Genomic DNA, 23,033 nt, shown 5'->3' on the forward strand with positions numbered 1-23,033 from the left:
CACGGAATGTGGCCTTAGTTTTAGCAGGAGAAGCGATTACGCAACAGAAACTTGTTGCTCTTCAAGCTGTTCAGCGACACTGCTGGTGACTTCAGCACCATGCATCCAACGAACCAGCGTATTTGAAAACAGCAGCAGAATGGTACCAGAGATCGTCGCTGTCACAGCGATGCCGCTGAAAATCGCCATCGCTCCAAATTCTCCAACGTGTGAGCCTACGTAGCCTGCGACGTAGTTGGCAATCGCGTTACAACCAAACCATGCACCCATCATTAAAGAAGCGAGGCGCAGAGGTGCCAGTTTGGTGACCAAAGACAGACCAATCGGTGACAGACAAAGCTCGCCCAATGTATGGAAAAAGAAAGCACCCACCAGCCAGAGCATCGACGTTTTCACGCTGGTATCGCCCCCTTGTTCAATCACCGCGCCGACCATACATAAAAAGCCTAACGCGAGGAAGAACATTGCTAAGGCAAATTTCTTCGGTGAATTCGGCTCTCGTTTACCCATTTTTACCCACAATACAGCCAAGACTGGAGCCAAGGTAATGATGAAAAATGGGTTCAGTGACTGGAACCAAGCCGCGGGCACTTCAAAGCTGCCGATCATACGGTCAGTATATTGCTGGGTATAAATGTTCATCAGGCCACCGGCTTGTTCAAAGCCGACCCAAAAGACAATAGTAAAGAGGCTCATTACGAGGATCACTTTAATCCGATCCGCCTCTTCTTTGGTCAAAGGCTCTTTACGTGCCGACTGCTTGTTCTCAAGATCGCGCTTTGCAGCAGGTTCACGACCAATATCGCCTAACCAAGATTGGGCAAACGTCATTTGCATCGCTAAGCTAATCAGCATACCAATGCCCGCAGCGACAAATCCCGCTTTCCAGCCATAAGATTCGGTGACAGAACCAGACACCACGCCTGCAATCAAGGCACCAAGGTTGATGCCCATGTAGAAAATAGTGAACGCTCCATCACGGCGGTTATCCCCTTCACGATAAAGATAACCGACCATCGTTGAGATATTCGGTTTGAATAAACCGTTACCTGAAATCAGCAAACCCAAACCAAGGTAAAACGTATGCAGATCGCTAAAACCGAGCACATCTGCCGGAAGGGCCAAAGTAAATTGGCCAATCGCCATCAGCGCTCCACCGATTAAAATCGAGCGTCGTTGCCCCAAGAAATTGTCAGCCAAATAGCCACCAATCAGAGGTGTGATGTACACCAGTCCGGTGTAGATGCCGTACAGATCCAGCGCGTCTTTCGTGCTCCAACCCATACCGCCGTTGATGGTTGCATCAGTGAGATAAAGTACCAGAATGGCACGCATCGCGTAGTAAGAGAAGCGTTCCCACAGCTCGGTGCCGAAAAGTAAAAATAGACCACGAGGATGGCCGAAATATTGGTGTTGTGTTGACATAAACTAAGCTATTTCAAGTCATTAAAATTTTTATTGGGGATTACGTATACCTCCAGTTAACTTTTTATACAAATGCTAAAAAATGAACAAAAGCAAAAGATCTTTTGGCAATTGACTGTAAATAAAGAGGATTGTTGTTTTCTGCTGCGGCAATTTATGTGTTACAAACTAAAGTTTCATTTTTGAGAGGAAAATATTTACATTTGTTGGACGACGTACACGGATTGGGGAGTGATAAGCTGGCTCTTTCCGTTTATGAAAGCGATAATGGTAAGAGACGAAAAGATATAGATGGCTAGTTAGAATGAAACGTTGGTACTTACTCTACTGTAAGCGCGGAGAACAACTGCGCGCTAAGCAGCATTTGGAAAATCAGGGAGTGGAGTGTTTCTACCCTACAATAATGGTCGAGAAAATTTTGCGTGGCAAAAGGCAGAAAAGAAGTGAACCTCTTTTTCCGTCTTATATTTTTGTCCGATTTGATTTTGAGCTTGGTCCTACCTTCACGACGGTTCGTTCAACCCGCGGGGTGGTGGATTTTGTCCGATTTGGCGCACAGCCGAAAGAGTTGCAGGGTGACCTCATCTTTGAACTTAAAGAGCATCAGAAAGAGAATGACGTGTGCGTTGAAGCAAAATCGTTACCACGTCCTGGCGTGTCGATTCGCGTTAAGAAAGGTCAGTTTGCTGGTATTGATGCGATTTTCCAAGAACAAGACGGCGAAACGCGGTCAATCATGCTGGTGAAAATGATCTCCCAAGTGGTGCCAGTGAGCATCAGTAACAGTGATCTTGAGCTGGGCGGTTAACCCTAAATGACGACCTGCAAGCTAAAAATAGGCAAACTAAAAAAACAAGGCACCGCGAGGGTGCCTTGTTGGTATTAGCCTTTGTAGGCGTCGTTGTGTACGGTTTTCACGGCACGCCCCGATGGGTCAACGCAGTTTTTAAACGACTCATCCCACTCAATTGCTTTAGCTGAAGAACAAGCAACCGATGGGCCACCAGGAACACATTCTGCCGCTGAAGCCAGCGGGAACAGCTCCTCAAAGATTTCGCGATACACGTAACCTTCTTTGGTGGTCGGCGTGTTGTATGGGAAGCGGAACTTCGCCGTTTCCATCTGCTGATCAGTGATTTTGGCTTCCGCTGTCTCTTTCAGTGTGTCGATCCAGCTGTAGCCCACGCCGTCAGAGAACTGCTCTTTTTGACGCCATGCGATTGAATCGGGTAGATAGTGTTGGAAGCACTCACGCAAAATGTGCTTCTCCATCTTACCGTTGCCACACATTTTATCTGCTGGGTTGAGACGCATCGCCACATCAATGAACTCTTTGTCCAAGAATGGAACGCGGCCTTCGACACCCCATGCCGCCAGCGATTTGTTGGCGCGAGCACAGTCAAACATGTTAAGCGCTAACAGTTTACGGACGGTCTCTTCATGAAACTCTTTGGCGTTTGGTGCTTTATGGAAGTAGAGATAGCCACCAAAGATCTCGTCAGCCCCTTCGCCAGAAAGAACCATTTTGATCCCCATCGCTTTAATTTTTCTGCCCATCAAAAACATGGGCGTTGAAGCACGAATGGTGGTCACGTCGTAGGTTTCAATGTGGTAAATCACATCACGGATTGCGTCCAAACCCTCTTGGATGGTGTAAGTCATCTCATGGTGTACGGTACCAATCTTGTTGGCGACTTCTCGTGCGGCTTTAAGATCAGGTGCACCTTCTAAGCCAATAGCAAACGAGTGCAATTGCGGCCACCAAGCTTCGGATTGTTCGTCATCTTCAATTCGCATTGCCGCAAATCGCTTAGCGATTGCTGAGGTGACTGATGAGTCCAAGCCACCAGACAGAAGTACTCCATAAGGCACGTCGGTCATGAGTTGACGTTTAACAGCCGCTTCCAGTGCTTCTGTCAACTCTTCTTTGCTGCTCACATTGTTTTCAACCGCTGCGTATTCGTTCCAGTCACGAATGTAGTAGCGTTGTGCGCCAGAATCAGTTGAGCTGTAGTAGCTACCAGGAGGGAACTCGCTCAAAGTTTTACATACAGGGACCAGCGCTTTCATCTCTGAGGCGACGTAGTAGTTGCCATGTTCGTCATACCCTTGATACAAAGGGATGATGCCAATATGGTCACGGCCAATCATATATTGATCTTTCTCTTCGTCGTAAAGCACAAAGGCAAAGATGCCATTCAGCTCTTCCAGTAGATCTGCACCCATGTCTTGGTACAAGGCCAAAATCACTTCACAGTCTGAGTCGGTTTGGAACTCGTACTTACCTTCGTAGCGAGCGCGGATCTCTTTGTGGTTGTAAATTTCACCGTTAACCGCAAGGATGAGTTTTTTGTCTGGGCTGTAAAGTGGTTGGGCGCCGCTGTTGAGGCCGACGATGGCTAAGCGCTCGTGCGCTAAAATAGCGCGCTCAGACGCGTAAATACCAGACCAATCTGGGCCACGGTGGCGAAGTTTTTTCGACATCTCTAGCGCGATCGGGCGAAGTGCGGCTGCATCACTTTTTATATCTAAAATGCCAAATACTGAACACATACAACATCCTTTTTAAACTGAATATTTTTTAACGGTATGAGGTCAATTTGCCATCCTAATCAAAAAAAGCAACTCTTCTTGATGAAAAAGATAATCAAAAAGCGATTGTGGTAAATAATTTTTAATAAAAACCCTCTAATGGTGAATGAGATCCTGGTTTTGCTTAAAATCTCAACAAAAAGCCCTCGTCAAGAGGGCTAATCGAGAGGTCACAATTACTTGTTGGCGGTGAACTGAGGTTTAAGTTGCTGGCAAACATGGCGCGCAAAACCACTACCGGCTTCGTTGTAGATGTTAAAAGCGGCATCGACCCCACTTTCCTCAAGCACTTGCAGTTGGTCGCTATATTCTGCGATTGCCGCGATTTGCCCAGAGTAGCGGCGACGTTTGAGTTGGGCGAGTGCAGTCTGGTTACCTTGGTGGTGTGGCATCGCCAGTAACACCAATTTTACATTGGTGGTATCGAGTATCCTTTCCCAGAAATCGGGGTCGGTGGCATCCCCTGCGATGACATTGCGTCCCTCTTCACGGTGCCGCTCGGCGGCGTCATCGCGAACTTCAACCCCAAGACAGATCTTGCCATAGCGTGCGTGTAGTTCGTCGTAGGCTCCTGTACCGATACGTCCCATCCCCAAGATCAGAACTTGTGCGTGACCCGGGTTGATCAGTTGGTCACGCTGATTCAGCTTCTCTGCCGCATGCTCTTGCAACCATTTACCCGAGTGAAGGTAGATTTGGTGGCCCATTTTGCTAAGCGGCGCGGCTAAAATGAATGAGAGTGAGACGGCGACAGCCAAGGCGACCAGAATATCGCTCGACATCCAGCCCATTTTATACGCTAGGCCGCCAACAATCAGACCAAATTCGCTGTAGTTAAACAGCGCCAGTGAGGCGAGCAGGGATGTGCGCACGCGGAACTTGAAATAGTTGATGGTCAGGAAATAGAGCAGCCCTTTGAGTGGCAAAAGCAGCAGTATCAGTAGAGCCAGTGAGACGCCGGAGAGACTGATAGACGCCGATAAGCCGATGTTGAGAAAGAAACAGACCAGGAACAGCTCTTTCATATTGAATAGTGATTTGGATAGTTCGGATGCTTTGGTATGACCAGCAAGTAACATCCCAAGGATCAGAGCGCCTAAATCCGGTTTCATGCCGACAAATTCGAACAGCCCAGCGCCTGCAACGAGTGCGAAGAATACACCAAACAGCACCAGCATTTCACCGTGACCAACCCAGTCAAGTATTTTGTAGAATATCGGGCGAAGCAGAGGGAGAGCAAACAAGGCAATGGCATACCAATGGGGCAGTTTACCCGTCGAAGCGGTGAGAAAAATCACCGCAAAAATGTCCTGCATGACCAAAATACCGATGGCTAAGGTGCCATAGGTCGCATTCATTTCCCCTTTCTCTTGCAGCGACTTCACCGCAAAAACGGTACTTGAGAAAGAAAGCGCAAAGGCGAGCAGCACAATATGCTCTGTTGTCATGCCAGCGAGTGAAGTAACACCGAGTAACTTTAAGGCAAGAAAAGCGAGAGAAAATAGCGCAGTCGATAAAAGATTGTGTACGGTTGCGCCAGCCCAGATCTCTCGTGAGAGCAAGGTTTTAATTTCCAGTTTGAGGCCGATAGTGAACAGCAACAACGTTACGCCAAGATCGGCTAAGGTGCTAATGGTGTCATTACTCTCAAAACCAAAAAAATGCAGAGCGAAGCCAGCGAGTAGAAAGCCAACTAGCGGCGGAAGTTTGCACTTAAGGGCGAGGAACCCGGCAAAGAAAGCGGTGGTGATCAGTATCAGTTCCATAGGGTTCGTACTTGTTCCTGAAAAATAAAAGGGCCGTGTAACCACAGCCCAGTATTGTAACCTATGTGACTAATTGAATCACAGCGAGATCAATCACCTAACAATTTTTGTAACAAAACACCATTGAGCATAGCGCGTTTGATCATGGCAAAGGCGCCCATGGTGGGTTGCTTATCAATGAGAGAGGCCACGATGGGTAAGCCACTGTGGAACGTTTTCAGCGATTGATTTTCTACATTGCGCTGAATGGCGGGGAAAAGGATTTCTTGTGCCGCGGTAATGTCGCCAGCGATAACAATTTTCTGCGGGTTAAACAGGTTGACAGTGATGGCGATCGCCTTACCAAGCTGATTGCCTACGCGAACCAGACTCTGTTTTGCCAGTTCATCTCCCTGTAACGCATGTGTGCAGACGTCTTGAATCGTGATCTGCTCTAATTCTGATAGGGAGGATTCATAGCCTTGTGCGAGCAGTTTTTTCACTCGCTGCACAATCGCGGGGTTGGCTGCAACGGTTTCCAAGCAGCCAAAGTTACCACATTGACACTGTTCGCCCAGTGGATCGATCTGGATATGGCCGATTTCACCGACGTTGCGGTTAAAGCCTAAAAATACCTGACCGTTGACGATAATGCCTGAACCTGTTCCTCGGTGGACACTGACCAAAATGGAATCCTGACAATCTTGACTGGCGCCGAAATAATGTTCAGCCAGCGCCATGCCGCGCACGTCGTTGCCAACAAAGCACTCGATGCCAAATTTTTCACGTACAATTTCACCCAGCGCGAGGTTGTCGATATCGGTATTGGGCATGTACTCCACCACGCCTGTGGTTGGGTTAACCAAGCCGGGCAAAGTAATACCAATGGCGATCAGTTGGTCGATTCTGTCTTGGCAACTGTTGATGAAATCTTTGAGTAGGGCAATGAGTCCCTCAATCAGGTCCGATTGGTTTTTGTAGCGTAAATCATGCTGATCTTTCGCAAGCTCTGTTCCGCCTAAATCGTACAAACAGAACTGTACGTAATCTCGACCAAGACGAACAGCAACAGAGTGGAATGGTTTCACTTCCGTGGTGAGGGAGATGGCTCTTCTTCCCCCGGTTGAAGCTTGTTGAGCGACCTCTTTGATGAGGCCGCGCTCAAGCAGTTGGCGGGTGATTTTGGTGACGCTCGCTGGGGCAAGTTGGCTTACGTCTGCCACCTGTATCCTAGAGATAGGTCCTTGTTGATCAATCAATCGATATACAGCAGCGCTGTTCAACTGCTTTACTAAATCTACGTTACCTATCTGTCCGCCATTCATGCCTAATTTTGCTCGTATTGTCCGTTAACAACCGTCGCTTTAACCTTGAAGTCTCTATCAAAAATCGCCAAGTTAGCGATCATGCCTTTCTTAATACGACCTAGGCGATCATCTACACCAATTGCTTTTGCCGGATAGAGGGTTGCCATGCGCAGAGCTTCATCTAAAGCGATTCCAACGTGTTCAACCGTATTTTGTACCGCTTCGATCATGGTTAAAGCTGAACCGCCGAGTGTGCCATTTTCATCAACACACTTACCATCTCGGTAATATACTTTCTTGCCGACAAAAATAAAGTAATCCATGTCAGCGCCTGCTGGAGCTGTGGCATCGGTCACTAATACTAGTTTTTCACCTTTGATCTTGTGCGCAATTCGGATGTTGGCGTAATCGACGTGAAAGCCATCTGCGATGATACCTGCATACACATCTGGGGTGTCGTAGATCGCGCCGACTACGCCGGGTTCTCGTCCAACCATCGGGGTCATGGCATTGAATAAGTGGGTGGCGAAGGTTATCCCAGCTTCAAAGCCCTTACGTGCTTCTGTGTAAGTGGCATTGGTGTGACCAATTGATACCACGATCCCTGCTTGGGTCAGCTTTTCGATGTGCTCAGGATCGTTGAGCTCTGGCGCTAATGTGACTTTGGCGACAACGTCTGCGTTAGTACAGATAAAGTCGATCATATCGTTGTCTGACGATCGGATGTAATCGACGCTGTGAATGCCCTTTTTCATGACATTCAAATAAGGCCCTTCAAGGTGCAAACCCAGCGACTGGTTTTGGTACTGAGCGTGGTAGGAGCGAGCGGCCGTAATTGCTGCTCGCATGTCCGCATCAGAAGAGGTGATCAGCGTCGGTAGGAAGCTGGTGCAGCCAGATTTCAGATTGGCTTTATGCATAATTTGCATGGTGTCCGCAGTGATTTCATCATTGAGCATCACACCGCCACAGCCGTTTAGTTGCAGGTCGATAAAACCCGGGCTGACGTTCGCGCCTGCGAGATCTTTCTGTTCGATCTCTTTGGGCAATTCACAGTTCGGTAAAACTGCTTTGATTAAACCGTTGTCGATGATGAGTGCATGTTCAGACAGAACATCACTTCCTGTATAAATTTTACAGTTTGTTAGCGCATACATGGTCAGCTAATCCTTATCAAATTGAGATTGAAATTCGGTCACTACTGGCATCTTTCTTTTAGGTGTACACCGATAATCAGAGACTTACTTTGTATCGCTGAATTAGCCAGTAATGTTGCAACAGCAAGCTGGTCTCGAGCAAATGGATAAAGTGATAACGGGTTATAAAGCTAGGATGTGCATGGTTATATTGGTTGTTTTTCTACACGAAGTTACTATTTATATCTAGTACTTTTCCTATTTGAATCCGTTGGTTTCACATGAGACGCAGCAGAATTTTACCGCGTAATTGCCATTTTTTTGAATGATAAAATAAGTTTTATGATCTCGCTAGCAAAATCCTTTTTGAAGGGCAAAAACTGGTGATTATGATCACAAACAATGAGGTTTTAATTTGCGGAGCAAAATTAATATCATAAACTGAACAGGACTAAATTGGATGACTAAAAAAAGTCGACCGAAAAAATGAAAATCCTATAGGGGGAACTTAAGGTGAATATTCTTGGATACTTTCAAAAAGTAGGCAAGGCGTTGATGGTACCTGTTGCCACATTGCCCGCCGCTGCAATATTAATGGGTATAGGTTACTGGCTGGACCCAACGGGTTGGGGCGCAAACAGTGCTGTTGCTGCATTTATGATCAAAGCGGGCGCCGCGATCATTGATAACATGTCGGTGCTGTTTGCCATCGGTGTTGCTTATGGTATGTCAAAAGATAAAGACGGTGCTGCCGCACTGGCTGGTTTTGTCGGTTATACCGTTATTACCACTCTTCTCAGCCCTGGAGCCGTTGAAGCGATTGGTTTGGTGGCAATTGATGATGCAGAAACCAAGCTGGCTTTTGCTAAAGTAGGTAACCAATTTATCGGTATTCTTTCTGGTATTGTTGCGGCAGAACTTTATAACCGTTACTACCAAGTTGAGCTGCCTAAAGCACTGGCCTTTTTCTCAGGTAAGCGCTTGGTCCCAATCTTGACCTCTTTTGCGGGTATTCTGCTCTCTTTCGTTCTAATGTACCTATGGCCAGTGATTTTCTCCGGTCTGATCCACTTTGGCGAAAGTATCACGGGGTTAGGCGAAGTCGGTTCTGGTCTTTATGGCTTCTTTAACCGTCTACTGATCCCTGTTGGTCTTCACCACGCACTGAACTCGGTATTCTGGTTCGATATGGCAGGTATCAATGACTTGGGTAACTGGTGGACACCAAACGCAATTGAAAAAGGTGTCGGTGTGGTCGGTGAAACAGGCCGCTACATGGCTGGCTTCTTCCCAGTGATGATGTTCGGTTTGCCTGGTGCTGCTCTAGCTATCTACCACACGGCGAAACCAGAAAACAAAGCAAAAGTGGCTTCTATCATGATCGCTGCAGGCTTTGCATCATTCTTCACAGGCGTGACAGAGCCGCTAGAGTTCTCGTTCATGTTCCTGGCACCAGTGCTTTACGTGGTACACGCAGCACTAACCGGTATCTCTCTTTATATCGCAGATCTGATGAACTGGACCGCTGGTTTTGGTTTCTCTGCTGGTCTTGTGGATATGGTGTTGTCAGCGCAAAACCCACTCGCGAACAAGTGGTACATGCTGATTGTTCAAGGCTTCGTGTTCTTTGCTCTGTACTATGTCATTTTCCGCACTGCGATCGTGAAATTTGGCCTGAAAACACCGGGTCGTGAAGATGATGAAGGTTCATCTGCTTCAAAAGTGACTGGTGCGAAAGAGTCTCACGTGTTGGCAAAACAGTACCTGAAAGCACTAGGTGGTCATGAGAACCTCACAAACATCGATGCATGTATCACTCGTCTACGCTTATCAGTAAAAGACATGAGTATTATTGATGAGAAGACACTAAAAGCATTGGGTGCAATGGGTGTGGTCAAACTGGGTACCAATAACCTGCAAGTTATCCTTGGCCCTCTGGCAGAAATTGTTGCTGGTGAGATGAAAAACATCGGCGTGAACGAAGATCTTTCAGAAGTCGTTCTACCTTAGTTCTACCGCTAACGTGTCATTTTAAGCCTCCTTCGGGAGGCTTTTTCTATTGTTCGCAGCTTTCTCCGCCAGTTGATGGCAAATAATCGCAATTAAGCGCGAGAACTTATTGTCTATTCGTGCAGAATTGTGGATCATTGACAGCAGTTTGCTCTGAATATATCTCCTTAATTCAGAGCTAAGTTTTCTCTGAACAATACTAAAACAAACTTGAGGTGCTTTAGATGAGTGAAGCTGATGCTCGTCCATCAAACTTTATTCGTCAGATCATTGATAAAGATCTGGCGGATGGCAAACATACGAGTGTGCATACACGATTCCCGCCGGAGCCAAACGGCTACTTGCACATCGGCCATGCAAAATCTATCTGTTTGAATTTTGGTATTGCTCAGGACTATCAGGGTAAGTGTAATCTTCGTTTTGATGATACGAACCCTGAGAAAGAAGACATCGAATACGTTGAGTCAATCAAGAATGATGTTAGCTGGTTGGGCTTCGAATGGGATGGTGAGATCTGCTATTCATCAAACTACTTCGACAAGCTTTACCAATATGCAGTGGAACTGATTAACAAAGGCTTAGCGTATGTTGATGAGCTAAGTCCTGAGCAGATCCGCGAATACCGTGGAACGCTGACTGAGCCTGGTAAACCAAGTCCTTACCGCGATCGTTCGGTGGAAGAAAACCTCGCGCTGTTTGAAAAAATGCGTGCTGGTGGTTTTGAAGAAGGTAAGGCATGTTTGCGTGCCAAGATCGATATGGGCTCTTCCTTTATGGTGATGCGCGATCCGGTTTTGTATCGAGTACGTTTTGCTTCTCACCATCAAACGGGTGACAAGTGGTGTATCTATCCGATGTACGACTTTACCCACTGTATTTCGGATGCGTTGGAAGGGATCACCCACTCTATTTGTACGCTTGAGTTTATGGACAACCGTCGCTTGTACGACTGGGTACTGGAGAACATCACGATTGACTGTCGCCCACATCAGTATGAGTTCAGTCGTCTGAATCTCGAATACACAGTGATGTCTAAGCGTAAACTCAATCAGTTGGTGACTGAGAAGTTGGTTAATGGTTGGGATGACCCACGTATGCCGACTATCTCTGGTTTACGTCGTCGCGGCTTTACCCCAGCGTCAATTCGCGAGTTTTGCAAACGCATCGGTGTCACAAAGCAAGAGAACATGATCGAGTTCAGTTCACTGGAATCTTGTATCCGTGATGATTTGAACGAAAATGCGCCACGTGCGATGGCGGTATTGGATCCGGTGAAACTGGTGATCGAAAACTTCCCTGAAGGCGAAGTGGAAAATCTGCTGATTGCGAACCATCCAAACAAAGCCGAAATGGGCGAGCGTGAAGTACCATTCACACGTGAACTTTGGATTGAACGTGAAGACTTTCGTGAAGAAGCGAACAAAAAGTACAAGCGTTTGGTACTAGGTAAAGAAGTTCGTTTGCGTGGTGCCTACGTGATTCAAGCTGAGCGTGTTGAGAAAGACGCAGAGGGTAACATCACTACTATTTTCTGTACTTACGATGCAGATACGTTGGGTAAAAACCCTGCAGATGGTCGTAAAGTGAAAGGTGTGATTCACTGGGTGTCGGCAGACAAAGGCCTTCCTGCCGAGATTCGTCTATACGATCGCCTCTTCACTGTACCAAATCCTGCCGCGGCAGATGATTTTGCTGCAACCATCAATCCAGAGTCACTGACGGTCTTGAATGGTTTTGTCGAACCAAGCTTAGTCGAAGCGCAAGCTGAGAAGGGCTACCAGTTCGAGCGCATGGGTTATTTCTGTGCAGATGGTAAAGATTCTTCTAAAGAACACTTAGTCTTTAACCGCACGGTTGGGTTACGTGATACTTGGGCAAAGATTGACGCTGAATAAGTTCGTTATCCGGCAAGCATAATAAAAGACCAGCACAATGCTGGTCTTTTAGCTTTAGTCTCAATTTGTCCTATAAAAAAGCCGACTTTTATCGGCCGGCTTTTTTATCAATTCTTGAGTTTATGCGCGTCAGGGTCCGTTTTACATGAGCCGTCTGCGCATTTACCGTACAAGTATAAACTGTGGTTAGTCAGTTTGACGTTGTACGCGGCGGCAATTTCTTTCTGACGTTCTTCGATGAGATCATCAGAAAACTCAATCACTTCCCCACAATCGAGACAAACAAGATGGTCGTGATGATGTTGGGTGGAAAGTTCGAAAACCGATTTACCACCTTCAAAGTGATGGCGAGTGACAATACCGGCATCATCGAATTGGTTCAACACACGATATACTGTCGCAAGACCTATTTCTTCGCCAAGATCAATCAGCTTTTTATAAAGGTCTTCAGCACTGATATGTTGGCAATCTGGTTGCTGTAGTACTTCTAAAATTTTTAGCCTTGGAAGGGTAACTTTAAGCCCTGCATCCTTAAGCGCTTGGTTGTTGTCTGACATATACTTTCCCGTCGATGATCTGCCGCAGAGTACAGAATTCAATATTCAAATCATTATAGGTGAAGCAGCCTTAACAATAAACCACGAACTTCAAAGGGTTACTAGAATCTTTTTGTAAATTGTGGCTGGCTCGCTTATATTGCTCATCAGACCAGTTACAAAGTGTTAACAATAGAACTAAAGCAAGGACAGCGATGAACAAGCAACTCGCCAGGATCTATAAGCCGGGGATCGTCAAGTTTGCCCTCAATATTTGGCCGCCATTTTGGGGCGCAGGTATCCGTATTTTGCGTATTAGCGACGATTTTCGCACCGTCGATATGAAACTTAAACTGCGCTGGTGGAATAAAAATGCCAACCGCACCCAATATGGTGGCAGTATTTTCTCTCTCACTGACCCTGTTTACTCACTGATGTTGATGGGTATCTTAGGCGAGGAGTACTATGTGTGGGACAAAGAAGCGAGCATCAATTTTATCAAGCCGGGGCAGAGTGATCTTTTTGCCCAGTTCGAAATAACCCAGGCGATGCTGGACGAGATTTATGCCATGACTCGTTTTGGTGATAAGTGCTTTCCCGAGTTTATCATTCATGTCAAAGATGTTAAGGGCACGGTTGTGTCCGAAGTTCATCGTAAACTGTATGTACGAAAAAAGCCGAAATATCGTGAGCGACTTGAAGAGCAACAACAAAGTTAGTGGCCATTCGTCAGTGCGTAGTCACGGCACAGTTGCAGCCAAGCTTCACTGGTTTTTGATAGGTAGCGGTTACGATGCCAAATAGCACCCAAGCGCCAGTCAATCCCGGGGTTGATTGGCAAAACCAATACCCCCTCGGTATGGTTTCGTTTACACAGCGGTGCTGGTAAAAAGCACACACCAGTGCCACTTTTCACCAATGCGACAAGAAAATCCCACTGGCTACTGCGTGCAGCAACCTGAGGTTCGAATCCTGCCTCATGACAGCGCGAAAAAATGTGCTCACTGAGAGTGAACTCTGATGTGTAAAGGTACAAGGGTTCATTATAGAGTTCGACCCATCGAACGCTCTGCCGTGTCTTCCAGTTGATATTCTCTGGTACAACGGCGTGAATGGGGTAGTTGTCCAATTCTATGCTTTGCAGCTCATTGTTAATCTGTGGCGATAACATAGTCATGGCCACATCGATTTCTCCATTGAGCAAAGCTTGCTCAATTTTACGCCCTCCATACTCAACGACAGTCAGCTCAATGTTTGGGTAGCGTTGTCGGTATTGGCGAAACAGCCCGGCATAGAGGTGGCCAACCATAGGGGGGATCCCTAAGCGCAAATGGCCACGTCGTAACTGATCCAGATCCATCAACTCGGCTTCCAGTTCATTCATCTGAGTGAGCACGATTTGGGCTCGCTGATAGACGATCTCACCAGCCTCAGTCAGCCAAAATCGCCGTCCTTCGCGATGCAATAGTGGTTGGCCAAGTTCGCTCTCTAAATTGCGAATCATCTTACTGATGGTTGGTTGGGTAACGAACATTCGCTCGGAAGCCTTAGTAAAGCTTTGCTGTCGCACCAGTTCCACAAAATAGCGCAAACCTCTAACGTCCATATCTCCTCGCACAAAACAAAGTATGCCAATTTGGCATGGAAATAATAATTTAAAGTCATTTTATGCAGGTTTTGAGCTTGAATACAATGTGATTAATCTCTCTATTTTCAAAGTGAATCACATGGTGAAACTCAAAAATGGCTTAAAAATTTGGCTGCAGGTAGCGATGCTGTCGCTGATCTGGTTTGCGGCGGATGCGCTTGTGCGTCTGTTTAACTTGCCACTGCCTGCCAATCTCACTGGCATGCTGCTTTTGCTTCTTTTACTGTTTAGTCGGATGGTCAAGATTGAGTGGCTGCGTCTTGGTGCCAGCTGGCTCTTGGCGGAAATGTTGCTGTTTTTTGTCCCTGCGGTTGTGGTGGTGGTCAACTATCAAGAGATGATGAAGCAAGAGGGAGTGAAAATTTCCTTGGTACTGGTCATCAGCACGTCTCTGGTGATTGCAGTCACCGCTTGGGTGGTGGATAAAACCCATCGCCTAGAGCGCCTTTTAGCCCTACGCAGGCGCCGTGCATCCTATGTTACAAGAGGGCACTAATATGGAATTGACTATTTCTACTCCCGCGTTGAGTGCAATCTGTTTTGTTTTGACACTCTTGCTCTATTACGCAAGCAAATACCTTTATCGCAGAAGGCCTAGCTTGCTGTTAATGCCCCTCTTGTTGGCCCCGCTTCTTTTGGTGGTGATGGTGACGGGGTTGCATATTCCTTATCAAACCTATATGGCTGATTCACAGTGGCTACTTTGGTTACTTGGGCCTGCGACGGTTGCTTTTGCCATCCCTGTGTACGACAACCGAGTCTTGATTAAGCAGCATTGGTTGTCGCTGACAGTGGGTGTGTTGGTGTCGGTGGTTGTCGCGGTTGGCAGTACGGTTGCGTTGGCGCGTTTATTGTCTCTCCCTGAGTTGCTGCAACGCAGTTTAGCAATGCGATCCATTACCACGCCGTTTGCCGTTGAAGCGACCAAAGTCATCGGTGGGCAAAGTGAGCTTGCTGCACTGTTTGTCGTCTTGACTGGCGTGATCGGGATGGCTATGGGAGAGATCATTCTAACAAGTTTGGCCATTCGTTCTCGGCTGAGCAAAGGGGCAAGTTTAGGAGCCTCAGCCCATGGTGCAGGTACCGCGAAAGCGTATCAGCTAGGAAGTTCGGAGGGGGTGGTATCCAGTGTGGTCATGATGTTGTCTGGCATGGTGACTGTACTGCTCGCCCCTTGGATCGGTCACTTACTTTGGTAAAACGCAAAGCAAAAAAATCCCCTGTCGAAACAGGGGACTGATATCAATCTTCTAGCTCTGCGAGGCACATCTCTTCATAGATCTGTTCAACCCAGTTTTTCACGCGAGACTCGGTCAGTTCTGGCTGACGATCTTCGTCGATGCAAAGGCCAATGAACTTGCTATTGTCGCCTTCAACCAGTGCTTTCGATGCTTCGAACTCATAGCTTTCAGTAGAAGTATGGCCCAAAATCGTGCCACCTTTTGACTCAACGATATCGCGTACGGTACCCATGGCGTCACAGAAGTACTCTGCGTAGTCTTCTTGATCGCCACAACCGAAAATCGCCACCAGCTTGGTTGAGAAGTCGATTTGCTCTAATTCCGGGAAAAAATCATCCCAGTCACATTGAGCTTCGCCGTAGTACCACGTAGGAATGCCAAGAAGCAGCAGATCGAAATTATCGATGTCTTCTTTGCTGCTCTTTGCAATGTCTTGTACGTGAACGAGTTTTTTACCTAGTTGCTTTTGAATCATCTTAGCAACGGCTTCAGTATTACCTGTGTCGCTACCGAAGAAGATACCTACACTTGCCATAGAGTTTATACCTTTGATTATGTCTGTTGTGGCACGAACCTGACGGATTTAACCCAAACCAGTGCCTTCCCAGCTAAGCTGAATGAGCCCTTTTGCGATAAAACCAGCACAGCCAAGGAAAAGTACCAACCATACAATACGACGACCAAAAACGGGAACATTACCTTGCTGCAACACATCTTTAATGGCCATACCAATAAGAAAGAAGATAGACGCAAAAAGAAGGTCGAGTCCAATCGATTCCAGCATGTTCATGTAGTCGTAAAGCATGATGTCCCTTAGTGCCAATTTAGCTTGCGCGCACTATATCACTGTTGGACAACAAAGTTAATGCACGCAGCACCTGCGAAGGCCAATAAAATGACGTCACTTTTCTGATTTGTTAACTGACAATAAATTTTCGGATCGCACGTAACACTTCTGCTGGTTTTTCAGCATGCAGCCAGTGCCCCGTATTGGCAATCACATGCGCTTTTGCCTGTGTGAACTGCTGCACAACGGCGGCCTGATGTTCATTCTGCAGATAGGGAGAATCCCCCCCTTTGACAAATAGCGTTGGGATATCTGTCTGTGGGATAGGCTCCCAGCCTAGAATGGCGTCGTAGTTGTTGATCAATGAGTCAACATTGAAGCGCCAAGCGAGATGGCCGTCTTGATTATAAAGTGATTTGGCAAGAAATTGCCTTACGCCATCCAAAGCAATGTGCTTGGCAAGTAAATCAAGTGCTTGGCTGCGGCTGGTCGGCTTATGCTGAATCACGGAATGTAATCCTTGGAACACATCGTCATGGCGTCTGACTTGATAGGCTACTGGTGCCATGTCCAAAACGATGAGCTGTGAGACTATTTGTGGTGCAATGGCGGCCAATTTCATCGCTACCTTGGCTCCCATCGAGTGGCCAATCACGACAGCATGGTCAATCGAAAGCGCCTCCATAGTGGTTAGCACGTCTTGAGCCATGAGTTGGTAATCATGTTGCAGGCTGTGGAAGGAGAGGCCGTGGTTACGTAGATCCAAACTAAGGACTCGGTGATCCGAAACCAGCTCTCGGGCAAGCAGGCCAAGGTTACTTAAACTGCCAAATAAGCCGTGAAGTAAAACAATGGTTTGTCCTTCACCTTCAAGTTTGTAGTTGAGCAATGATGACATTTTATCTTATTCGTGATGGGTTTAACGTGGAGTATCCGAAAGGATCTCGTTATAATCTCCCAGAGTTTAAACATTGAGATTGTGAAAAGCGAATGAAAACAATTGAGGTTGATGAGGATCTGTACCGTTTTATTGCAAGTCAAACCCAACACATTGGTGAAAGTGCGTCAGACATTCTACGCCGTTTGTTAAATGTGGACGGTAAACCGGTCATCATTACACAAGTTGCTGAACCCAAAGGCATTGTAGTTAGCAAAGATGCAGGCAAAGCCTCCCAGATTGACGGTGTGAAAGAGATGCGCTCGCTGTTGATATCCGACGAGTTTGCTTCATTAAAGAAAGCGATTGATCGCTTTATGTTGGTTCTAACGACTTTGCATCGTATCAACCCTGAAAGTTTTGCTCAGGCAACCAAAGTGAAAGGTCGTAAGCGTTTCTACTTTGCGGATAACGAAGCGACGCTGCTGGAAAACGGCAATACCACCAAACCCAAAGCGATTCCACATACGGGCTTTTGGGTCATCACCAACAGCAATACCAGTCGTAAACGACAGATGGTGGAACAGGTGATGACGCATATGGAATTTCAGCCCGATTTAATTGAAAAAGTAACAGGGTCGATATAAGAAACCTGATAGAAGCCTCATAATGCGCACAGTGATGCCGATATTATGAGGCTTTTTTGTTTGATTAATTTTTAAGAAAGGATGTCAATAATGGCTATGCACCCTCGGGCAGGGCAAAAAGCTCTGCAAGAAGATCTTCACAATATTCCTGCTTTAGTCGCTAACTATTTTTTGATGCAACCGGATGCATCTAACCCTGCGCATAAAGTTGAGTTCGGTACCTCGGGCCATCGTGGCTGCGCAGATAAATGCACTTTTAATGAACACCATATTTTAGCCATTGCGCAAGCGGTCGCTGAAGTGCGTGTTGAGCAGGGAACCAAAGGCCCACTGTTCATCGGGAAAGACACTCACGCGCTCTCTGAGCCCGCCTTTGCTACGGTAGTGGAAGTGCTGGTGGCCAATGGGGTGCAAGTGATTGTTCAGGCAGAAAACGGCTATACACCAACACCAGGCATCTCACACGCCATTTTGACCTACAACCAGAAACATGCAGACAAAGCCGATGGCATTGTGATTACGCCATCGCACAATCCGCCGCAAGATGGCGGCATCAAGTACAACCCGGTGCACGGCGGCCCAGCCGAAGGCGAGCTCACTCAGGCGATTGAAAATCGTGCCAATCAGTTGATCGCTGAAGGCCTACAAGGAGTCAAGCGTATGCCTTTGCTCGACGCGAAAGCATCAACACTGTTTGTAGAGCAAGATCTGGTTAAGCCATACGTGGCTGATCTGGTCAATGTGATTGATATGGAAGCGATCCAAAACGCCAATCTCAAGATCGGTGTGGATCCGCTCGGCGGCAGCGGCATTGACTATTGGCGCCAAATCGCCAAAGCGTACAATCTCAATCTCACTCTGGTGAGCGAAGCGATAGATCCTTCCTTCCAGTTTATGTCACTCGACAAAGATGGCGTGGTGCGTATGGACTGCTCTTCTCCTTACGCGATGGCTGGGCTACTGGCGTTAAAAGACGATTACGATCTCGCGTTTGGTAATGATCCCGATTACGACCGTCATGGCATTGTCACGCCAAAAGGCTTGATGAATCCTAACCACTTCTTAGCGGTGTGTATCGACTATCTATACCGCCACCGTCAAGGCTGGGCAGCGGATGTCGCTGTCGGTAAAACACTCGTTTCCAGTGCGATGATTGACCGCGTGGTGGCTGATCTTGGCCGTGAGCTGTGTGAAGTGCCCGTGGGCTTTAAGTGGTTTGTGGATGGTCTCTATAACGGCAAGTTCGGATTTGGTGGTGAAGAGAGCGCTGGTGCTTCTTTCCTACGTAAAGATGGTACGCCTTGGTCAACCGACAAAGATGGCATTATTTTGTGTTTGTTGGCAGCCGAAATCACGGCCGTGACGGGTAAAAACCCGCAGCAGTACTATGAAGCGCTTGCGGCTAAGCATGGTGAATCACAGTATAGCCGTATTCAAGCAGTGGCAAATGGCCCGCAGAAAGACGTTCTCAAGAAACTGTCTGCTGAAATGGTTAGTGCAACAACGCTGGCTGGTGATGAGATTACCGCGCGTTTAACTCATGCGCCAGGTAATGGTGCGGCCATTGGTGGCCTGAAAGTGACCACTGCAAATGGCTGGTTTGCCGCTCGCCCATCAGGCACAGAAGACATCTACAAGATTTACTGTGAAAGCTTTAAAGGCGCAGAGCACCTGAAGCAAATCGAAGCCGAAGCGCAGCAGATCGTCAATCAAGTCTTTGCCGACGCGGGTTTATAAGCTGCAACCTACTTGCCTCAATATCAACCCCAGAGCTCAGCTCTGGGGTTTTTGTTACCAGTACATAAGCATCGAGAATCTCTACTCGGTGGGATAAATCCTCATGTTTATCCATGCGGCCAGTTGTCTGGCACGATAAACCAGAACTGACCATTTCGGCTTTGGGCGTGGATAAAGCGTTTTTGCGGCTTTTCGACTGCGGGCGCGTCAGCCGCTGCCATGCCGCCGGCCGCCCAATTCGCTTTCGATAACTCATACAGTGGTTGGTTGATTTGCGGCCATTGGTGGGCGAAACACCAATAACCGGCGATAGTGTTTGGGTTGATTGGATAGCCAAGACAATGGGTCGGTATGTCTTGTGGCAAAAAAGGGTTGATGTACAAACGGCCTTGCATGAGTAAGCGTGGTTGGCTGTCTTGATACTGTCCGTATTGTTGCAAAAAAGCCGTCGAAGAGCTCATCTTAAGCTGATGATTGAGCATGTGATCGAGTTTTTTGTCCAAGCGATCTTGGGCGTTGGGGCCATACCATTTGCCGTCTAGCAGCAGATAAAACTTAATCGCCACTTCCCAGTGCTCAAATTGACCACTTTCTCGGTTAAGCAAAAGAAAATCTAACGCACCAAGCGTCTTCCCATTGCTTTGAAGTTGCACTTCTTCGAGCTCAATCTGGTACTGGGTCGACTGTCGCAACAGTTTTGAGCACAGGTACTGATAGAGAAAACCAAGCCGAGCATTTCCTTGATAAGGTTCGATATCGTTTGGCACCGTTGCGTTTAAGTGGGAGACGCTGACAAAAGGTAAACGGGTCTCAAATAACGAGGGTGAGGAGGTAATCCATTGATAAAATCGCGTAACAGAGCTCATCGTTGATCCACAATGTCGATATTGAGCGACCATTGTATTGCTTATTGGCTTGAGTATACACTTTGCGGTGAAGACAAAATCTGGATGTGAAGATGAACAACTTAGAACTGGAAAAAATTCTTAACGATAAGCTTTCCGCATCGCTAATAAAAGATTACTGCCCAAATGGTTTACAGGTGGAAGGGAAAGCGGAAATCCGCAAAGTGATTACTGGCGTAACGGCTTCTCAAGCTTTGATAGAGCAAGCGGTCGAGAAAGGCGCCGATGCCGTGTTAGTCCATCACGGCTATTTTTGGAAAGGCGAGCCAGAGCCCATTCGAGGCATGAAAGGAAATCGCATTCGCACCCTGATGCGGCACGACATCAATCTATTGGCGTATCACTTACCACTCGATATCCATCCACAACTAGGCAACAATGCACAACTGGCCAATCTACTCGATATCGAAGTCGAAGGTGGATTGGAAGGGCACGCCCAATCCGTGGCTATGTTTGGCCGTTTGCGACAAGCGATGAGGGCCGAGGCGTTTGCAGACAAGATCACTCGAACTCTATCGCGTCAGCCACTGCATATCGCGTCAGAACGTGGACAACGCATTGAAACGATTGGTTGGTGTACTGGCGGTGGGCAAGATTTTATTGAACTGGCCGCTCAACGGGGTTTGGATGCTTATCTCTCTGGAGAAATTTCAGAGCGCACGACCTACAGCGCGCGTGAAATGGGGATTCACTACTTTTCGGCTGGGCATCATGCTACCGAACGTTATGGCATCAAAGCTCTAGGCGAATGGTTAACGCAAGAGCACGGTTTAGACGTTGAATTCATCGATATCGACAATCCAGTATAAAGCGCTGGAACGGTCAAAAAGAGAAAGGGCTGAGACTTGCATCTCAACCCTTGATTTTTATTCAACCTGTTATTGGCGCTCGTGCATAGGTTTGAAATCGCGCTGCTCTTCACCAGTATAGAGCTGGCGAGGACGGCCAATGCGATTGAGTGGATCGCTGTGCATTTCGTTCCAATGCGCAATCCAGCCGATAGTGCGCGAGATGGCGAAGATAACGGTAAACATTGAGACAGGAATACCGATCGCTTTGAGGATAATACCTGAGTAGAAGTCTACGTTCGGGTACAGCTTCTTAGAGACAAAGTATTCGTCTGACAGGGCAATGCGCTCAAGCTCCATCGCGACATCCAAGAGCGGATCTTTGATGTTGAGCTCTTTTAGCACTTCGTGACAGGTTTCACGCATCACGGTTGCACGTGGGTCGTAATTCTTATACACGCGGTGACCAAAGCCCATCAGACGGAATGGATCGTCCTTGTCCTTCGCGCGTTCCACGTACATTGGGATGTTATCGACCGAGCCGATCTCTTCCAACATCTTCAGACACGCCTCATTGGCACCACCGTGAGCAGGACCCCATAGAGAAGCAATACCTGCGGCAATACACGCAAACGGGTTTGCCCCCGAAGAGCCAGCGAGACGCACGGTGGAAGTTGAAGCGTTTTGTTCGTGATCTGCATGCAGAGTAAAGATTTTATCCATTGCACGCGCGACGACTGGGTTCACTTCGTATTCTTCACATGGGTTTGCAAACATCATGTGCAGGAAGTTTTCAGCGTAAGTCAGGTCATTGCGTGGATAGATAAAAGGCTGACCAATCGAATATTTGTAACACATGGCCGCCAGCGTTGGCATTTTAGACAGCAGACGATAAGCGGTGATTTCTCGGTGCAAATCGTTATTGATGTCTAAAGAGTCATGATAGAAGGCTGCCAGAGCGCCGACCACGCCACACATCACCGCCATTGGGTGAGCGTCACGACGGAAGCCATGGAAGAAGCTGGCAATCTGTTCGTGCACCATAGTGTGACGTGTCACGGTTGTTCTGAATTTCTCGTATTCCTCACGTGTAGGGGCTTCACCGTAAAGTAGAATATAACAAACCTCTAAGTAATCAGCGTTGTTGGCTAACTGATCAATAGGGAACCCGCGGTGCAAAAGAATACCTTTGCCGCCGTCGATGTATGTTATTTGCGATTCACAAGATGCAGTGGCAAGAAAACCGGGGTCAAATGTGAAATAGCCGTTTGCTCCCAGTGTACGAACATCAATTACAGGGGTACCTAGTGCACCTTCCATAATTGGCAGTTCGATTGGCGCTTTGCCTTCGATGTGAAGGGTAGCTTTCTTATCTGCCATAACAATCTCCTTTGTTTATTATTTAATCCGTCCAGGATGTTTGTGTGCCATTTTTGTACTGGTGTTAAAGATTAAAGTCAATTGTTCTGCCTTTTTGTGTGCACTCAATATGATTTTTTACATAAAAATCGTTAAAAATCTGTTCTGTGTAGCATAATTTGTTACATCAATTGTATTAGAATGTTGCCAGCCGTATAGTGGCGCAGAAATTTTTGGTTAAATCCTTATAAATTCGGGGCTAGAAACAAAGGTGAGGTGTTTTTTTTAGTCTCGTTGTTAACAAGAGTTTTACATTTAAATCGATTATATGTCGTGGAAGGTGTTAAATAAATGTTAACTTTTGTGGGGTTGAGGGCCAAAATTCGTTAATAACAATA

The 23,033-nt window shown here is 47.1% G+C and carries 21 protein-coding genes; 9 read left to right on the plus strand and 12 right to left on the minus strand.

Annotated features, from left to right (window positions below; translation table 11 throughout):
• Positions 1-36: 36 nt before the first annotated feature.
• Positions 37-1,425 (minus strand): peptide MFS transporter, encoded by a 1,389-nt coding sequence (locus tag I3X05_RS04125; RefSeq protein ID WP_045571026.1) that lies wholly within the window; start codon positions 1,423-1,425, stop codon positions 37-39.
• A gap of 304 nt (positions 1,426-1,729) precedes the next feature.
• On the opposite strand from I3X05_RS04125, the gene rfaH reads away from it, so the two are divergent.
• Positions 1,730-2,233, plus strand: coding sequence for a transcription/translation regulatory transformer protein RfaH (gene rfaH / locus I3X05_RS04130; RefSeq protein WP_045571025.1), 504 nt, complete (start codon positions 1,730-1,732; stop codon positions 2,231-2,233).
• A gap of 74 nt (positions 2,234-2,307) precedes the next feature.
• Here rfaH and asnB read toward each other — a convergent pair whose 3' ends face one another.
• The 4 genes from asnB to nagA form a co-directional block, all read right to left on the minus strand.
• Positions 2,308-3,978 carry an asparagine synthase B gene (gene asnB, locus I3X05_RS04135; protein ID WP_337970965.1) on the minus strand — a complete coding sequence of 557 codons (1,671 nt, stop codon included), beginning with the start codon at positions 3,976-3,978 and terminating at the stop codon, positions 2,308-2,310.
• A 215-nt stretch (positions 3,979-4,193) separates the two neighbouring features.
• Entirely contained in the window at positions 4,194-5,783 is a 1,590-nt protein-coding gene (locus I3X05_RS04140) for a cation:proton antiporter family protein (protein WP_045571023.1), read from the minus strand.
• An 89-nt stretch (positions 5,784-5,872) separates the two neighbouring features.
• Complete coding sequence (gene nagC / locus I3X05_RS04145; protein WP_039464385.1) at positions 5,873-7,087, minus strand: DNA-binding transcriptional regulator NagC; 1,215 nt, start codon at positions 7,085-7,087, stop codon at positions 5,873-5,875.
• A gap of 2 nt (positions 7,088-7,089) precedes the next feature.
• Positions 7,090-8,226 (minus strand): N-acetylglucosamine-6-phosphate deacetylase, encoded by a 1,137-nt coding sequence (nagA, locus tag I3X05_RS04150; protein ID WP_045571022.1) that lies wholly within the window; start codon positions 8,224-8,226, stop codon positions 7,090-7,092.
• A gap of 492 nt (positions 8,227-8,718) precedes the next feature.
• Between nagA and nagE the strand changes: the two genes are divergently transcribed.
• Together nagE and glnS are read left to right on the plus strand one after the other, a co-directional pair.
• Positions 8,719-10,215: an N-acetylglucosamine-specific PTS transporter subunit IIBC gene (gene nagE, locus I3X05_RS04155; RefSeq protein ID WP_045571021.1), complete on the plus strand. Its 1,497-nt coding sequence runs from the start codon at positions 8,719-8,721 to the stop codon at positions 10,213-10,215.
• A gap of 224 nt (positions 10,216-10,439) precedes the next feature.
• On the plus strand, positions 10,440-12,110 hold the full coding sequence (glnS, locus tag I3X05_RS04160) for a glutamine--tRNA ligase (RefSeq protein ID WP_045571020.1): 1,671 nt from the start codon (positions 10,440-10,442) through the stop codon (positions 12,108-12,110).
• Positions 12,111-12,217: 107 nt separating this feature from the next.
• Here the strand turns inward: glnS and fcrX are convergent, their stop codons facing one another.
• Positions 12,218-12,667 carry a ferric iron uptake transcriptional regulator FcrX gene (gene fcrX, locus I3X05_RS04165; RefSeq protein ID WP_045571019.1) on the minus strand — a complete coding sequence of 150 codons (450 nt, stop codon included), beginning with the start codon at positions 12,665-12,667 and terminating at the stop codon, positions 12,218-12,220.
• Positions 12,668-12,861: 194 nt separating this feature from the next.
• On the opposite strand from fcrX, the gene I3X05_RS04170 reads away from it, so the two are divergent.
• Positions 12,862-13,365 (plus strand): DUF4442 domain-containing protein, encoded by a 504-nt coding sequence (locus tag I3X05_RS04170; RefSeq protein WP_045571018.1) that lies wholly within the window; start codon positions 12,862-12,864, stop codon positions 13,363-13,365.
• On the opposite strand, the gene I3X05_RS04175 is transcribed toward I3X05_RS04170, so the two are convergent.
• The gene (locus I3X05_RS04175) at positions 13,362-14,252 is read right to left on the minus strand and encodes a LysR family transcriptional regulator (protein WP_045571017.1); all 891 of its coding nucleotides are present in this window, start codon (positions 14,250-14,252) and stop codon (positions 13,362-13,364) included. The genes I3X05_RS04170 and I3X05_RS04175 overlap by 4 nt on opposite strands.
• Before the next feature lie 103 nt (positions 14,253-14,355).
• On the opposite strand from I3X05_RS04175, the gene I3X05_RS04180 reads away from it, so the two are divergent.
• Both I3X05_RS04180 and I3X05_RS04185 read left to right on the plus strand, forming a co-directional pair.
• Positions 14,356-14,790 carry a CidA/LrgA family protein gene (locus I3X05_RS04180; protein WP_425304497.1) on the plus strand — a complete coding sequence of 145 codons (435 nt, stop codon included), beginning with the start codon at positions 14,356-14,358 and terminating at the stop codon, positions 14,788-14,790.
• 13 nt (positions 14,791-14,803) lie between these two features.
• Positions 14,804-15,493, plus strand: coding sequence for an LrgB family protein (locus I3X05_RS04185; RefSeq protein WP_139046363.1), 690 nt, complete (start codon positions 14,804-14,806; stop codon positions 15,491-15,493).
• Between the two features lie 43 nt (positions 15,494-15,536).
• Here the strand turns inward: I3X05_RS04185 and fldA are convergent, their stop codons facing one another.
• The 3 genes from fldA to I3X05_RS04200 all read right to left on the minus strand — a co-directional run bounded on the left by fldA (position 15,537) and on the right by I3X05_RS04200 (position 17,220).
• Positions 15,537-16,070: a flavodoxin FldA gene (gene fldA / locus I3X05_RS04190; RefSeq protein ID WP_039424787.1), complete on the minus strand. Its 534-nt coding sequence runs from the start codon at positions 16,068-16,070 to the stop codon at positions 15,537-15,539.
• 48 nt (positions 16,071-16,118) lie between these two features.
• Positions 16,119-16,340, minus strand: a complete 222-nt coding sequence (locus I3X05_RS04195) for a DUF2788 domain-containing protein (protein WP_045571015.1) — start codon at positions 16,338-16,340, stop codon at positions 16,119-16,121.
• Between the two features lie 112 nt (positions 16,341-16,452).
• Positions 16,453-17,220 carry an alpha/beta fold hydrolase gene (locus I3X05_RS04200; protein ID WP_337970967.1) on the minus strand — a complete coding sequence of 256 codons (768 nt, stop codon included), beginning with the start codon at positions 17,218-17,220 and terminating at the stop codon, positions 16,453-16,455.
• A 92-nt stretch (positions 17,221-17,312) separates the two neighbouring features.
• Between I3X05_RS04200 and seqA the strand changes: the two genes are divergently transcribed.
• Both seqA and pgm read left to right on the plus strand, forming a co-directional pair.
• Positions 17,313-17,846 (plus strand): replication initiation negative regulator SeqA, encoded by a 534-nt coding sequence (seqA, locus tag I3X05_RS04205; RefSeq protein WP_045571013.1) that lies wholly within the window; start codon positions 17,313-17,315, stop codon positions 17,844-17,846.
• 90 nt (positions 17,847-17,936) lie between these two features.
• Complete coding sequence (pgm, locus tag I3X05_RS04210) at positions 17,937-19,583, plus strand: phosphoglucomutase (alpha-D-glucose-1,6-bisphosphate-dependent) (protein WP_193167302.1); 1,647 nt, start codon at positions 17,937-17,939, stop codon at positions 19,581-19,583.
• Between the two features lie 107 nt (positions 19,584-19,690).
• Here the strand turns inward: pgm and I3X05_RS04215 are convergent, their stop codons facing one another.
• A complete protein-coding gene (locus tag I3X05_RS04215) occupies positions 19,691-20,449 on the minus strand; it encodes a DUF1853 family protein (protein ID WP_337970968.1) in 759 nt (252 codons plus the stop codon).
• A gap of 92 nt (positions 20,450-20,541) precedes the next feature.
• Here I3X05_RS04215 and I3X05_RS04220 point away from each other — a divergent pair, with 92 nt between their 5' ends.
• Positions 20,542-21,297, plus strand: a complete 756-nt coding sequence (locus tag I3X05_RS04220; protein ID WP_045571010.1) for a Nif3-like dinuclear metal center hexameric protein — start codon at positions 20,542-20,544, stop codon at positions 21,295-21,297.
• 69 nt (positions 21,298-21,366) lie between these two features.
• Here the strand turns inward: I3X05_RS04220 and I3X05_RS04225 are convergent, their stop codons facing one another.
• Positions 21,367-22,656, minus strand: a complete 1,290-nt coding sequence (locus I3X05_RS04225) for a citrate synthase (protein ID WP_039424809.1) — start codon at positions 22,654-22,656, stop codon at positions 21,367-21,369.
• Positions 22,657-23,033: the final 377 nt, after the last annotated feature.

This window comes from Vibrio navarrensis (assembly GCF_015767675.1).
Lineage (GTDB): Bacteria > Pseudomonadota > Gammaproteobacteria > Enterobacterales > Vibrionaceae > Vibrio.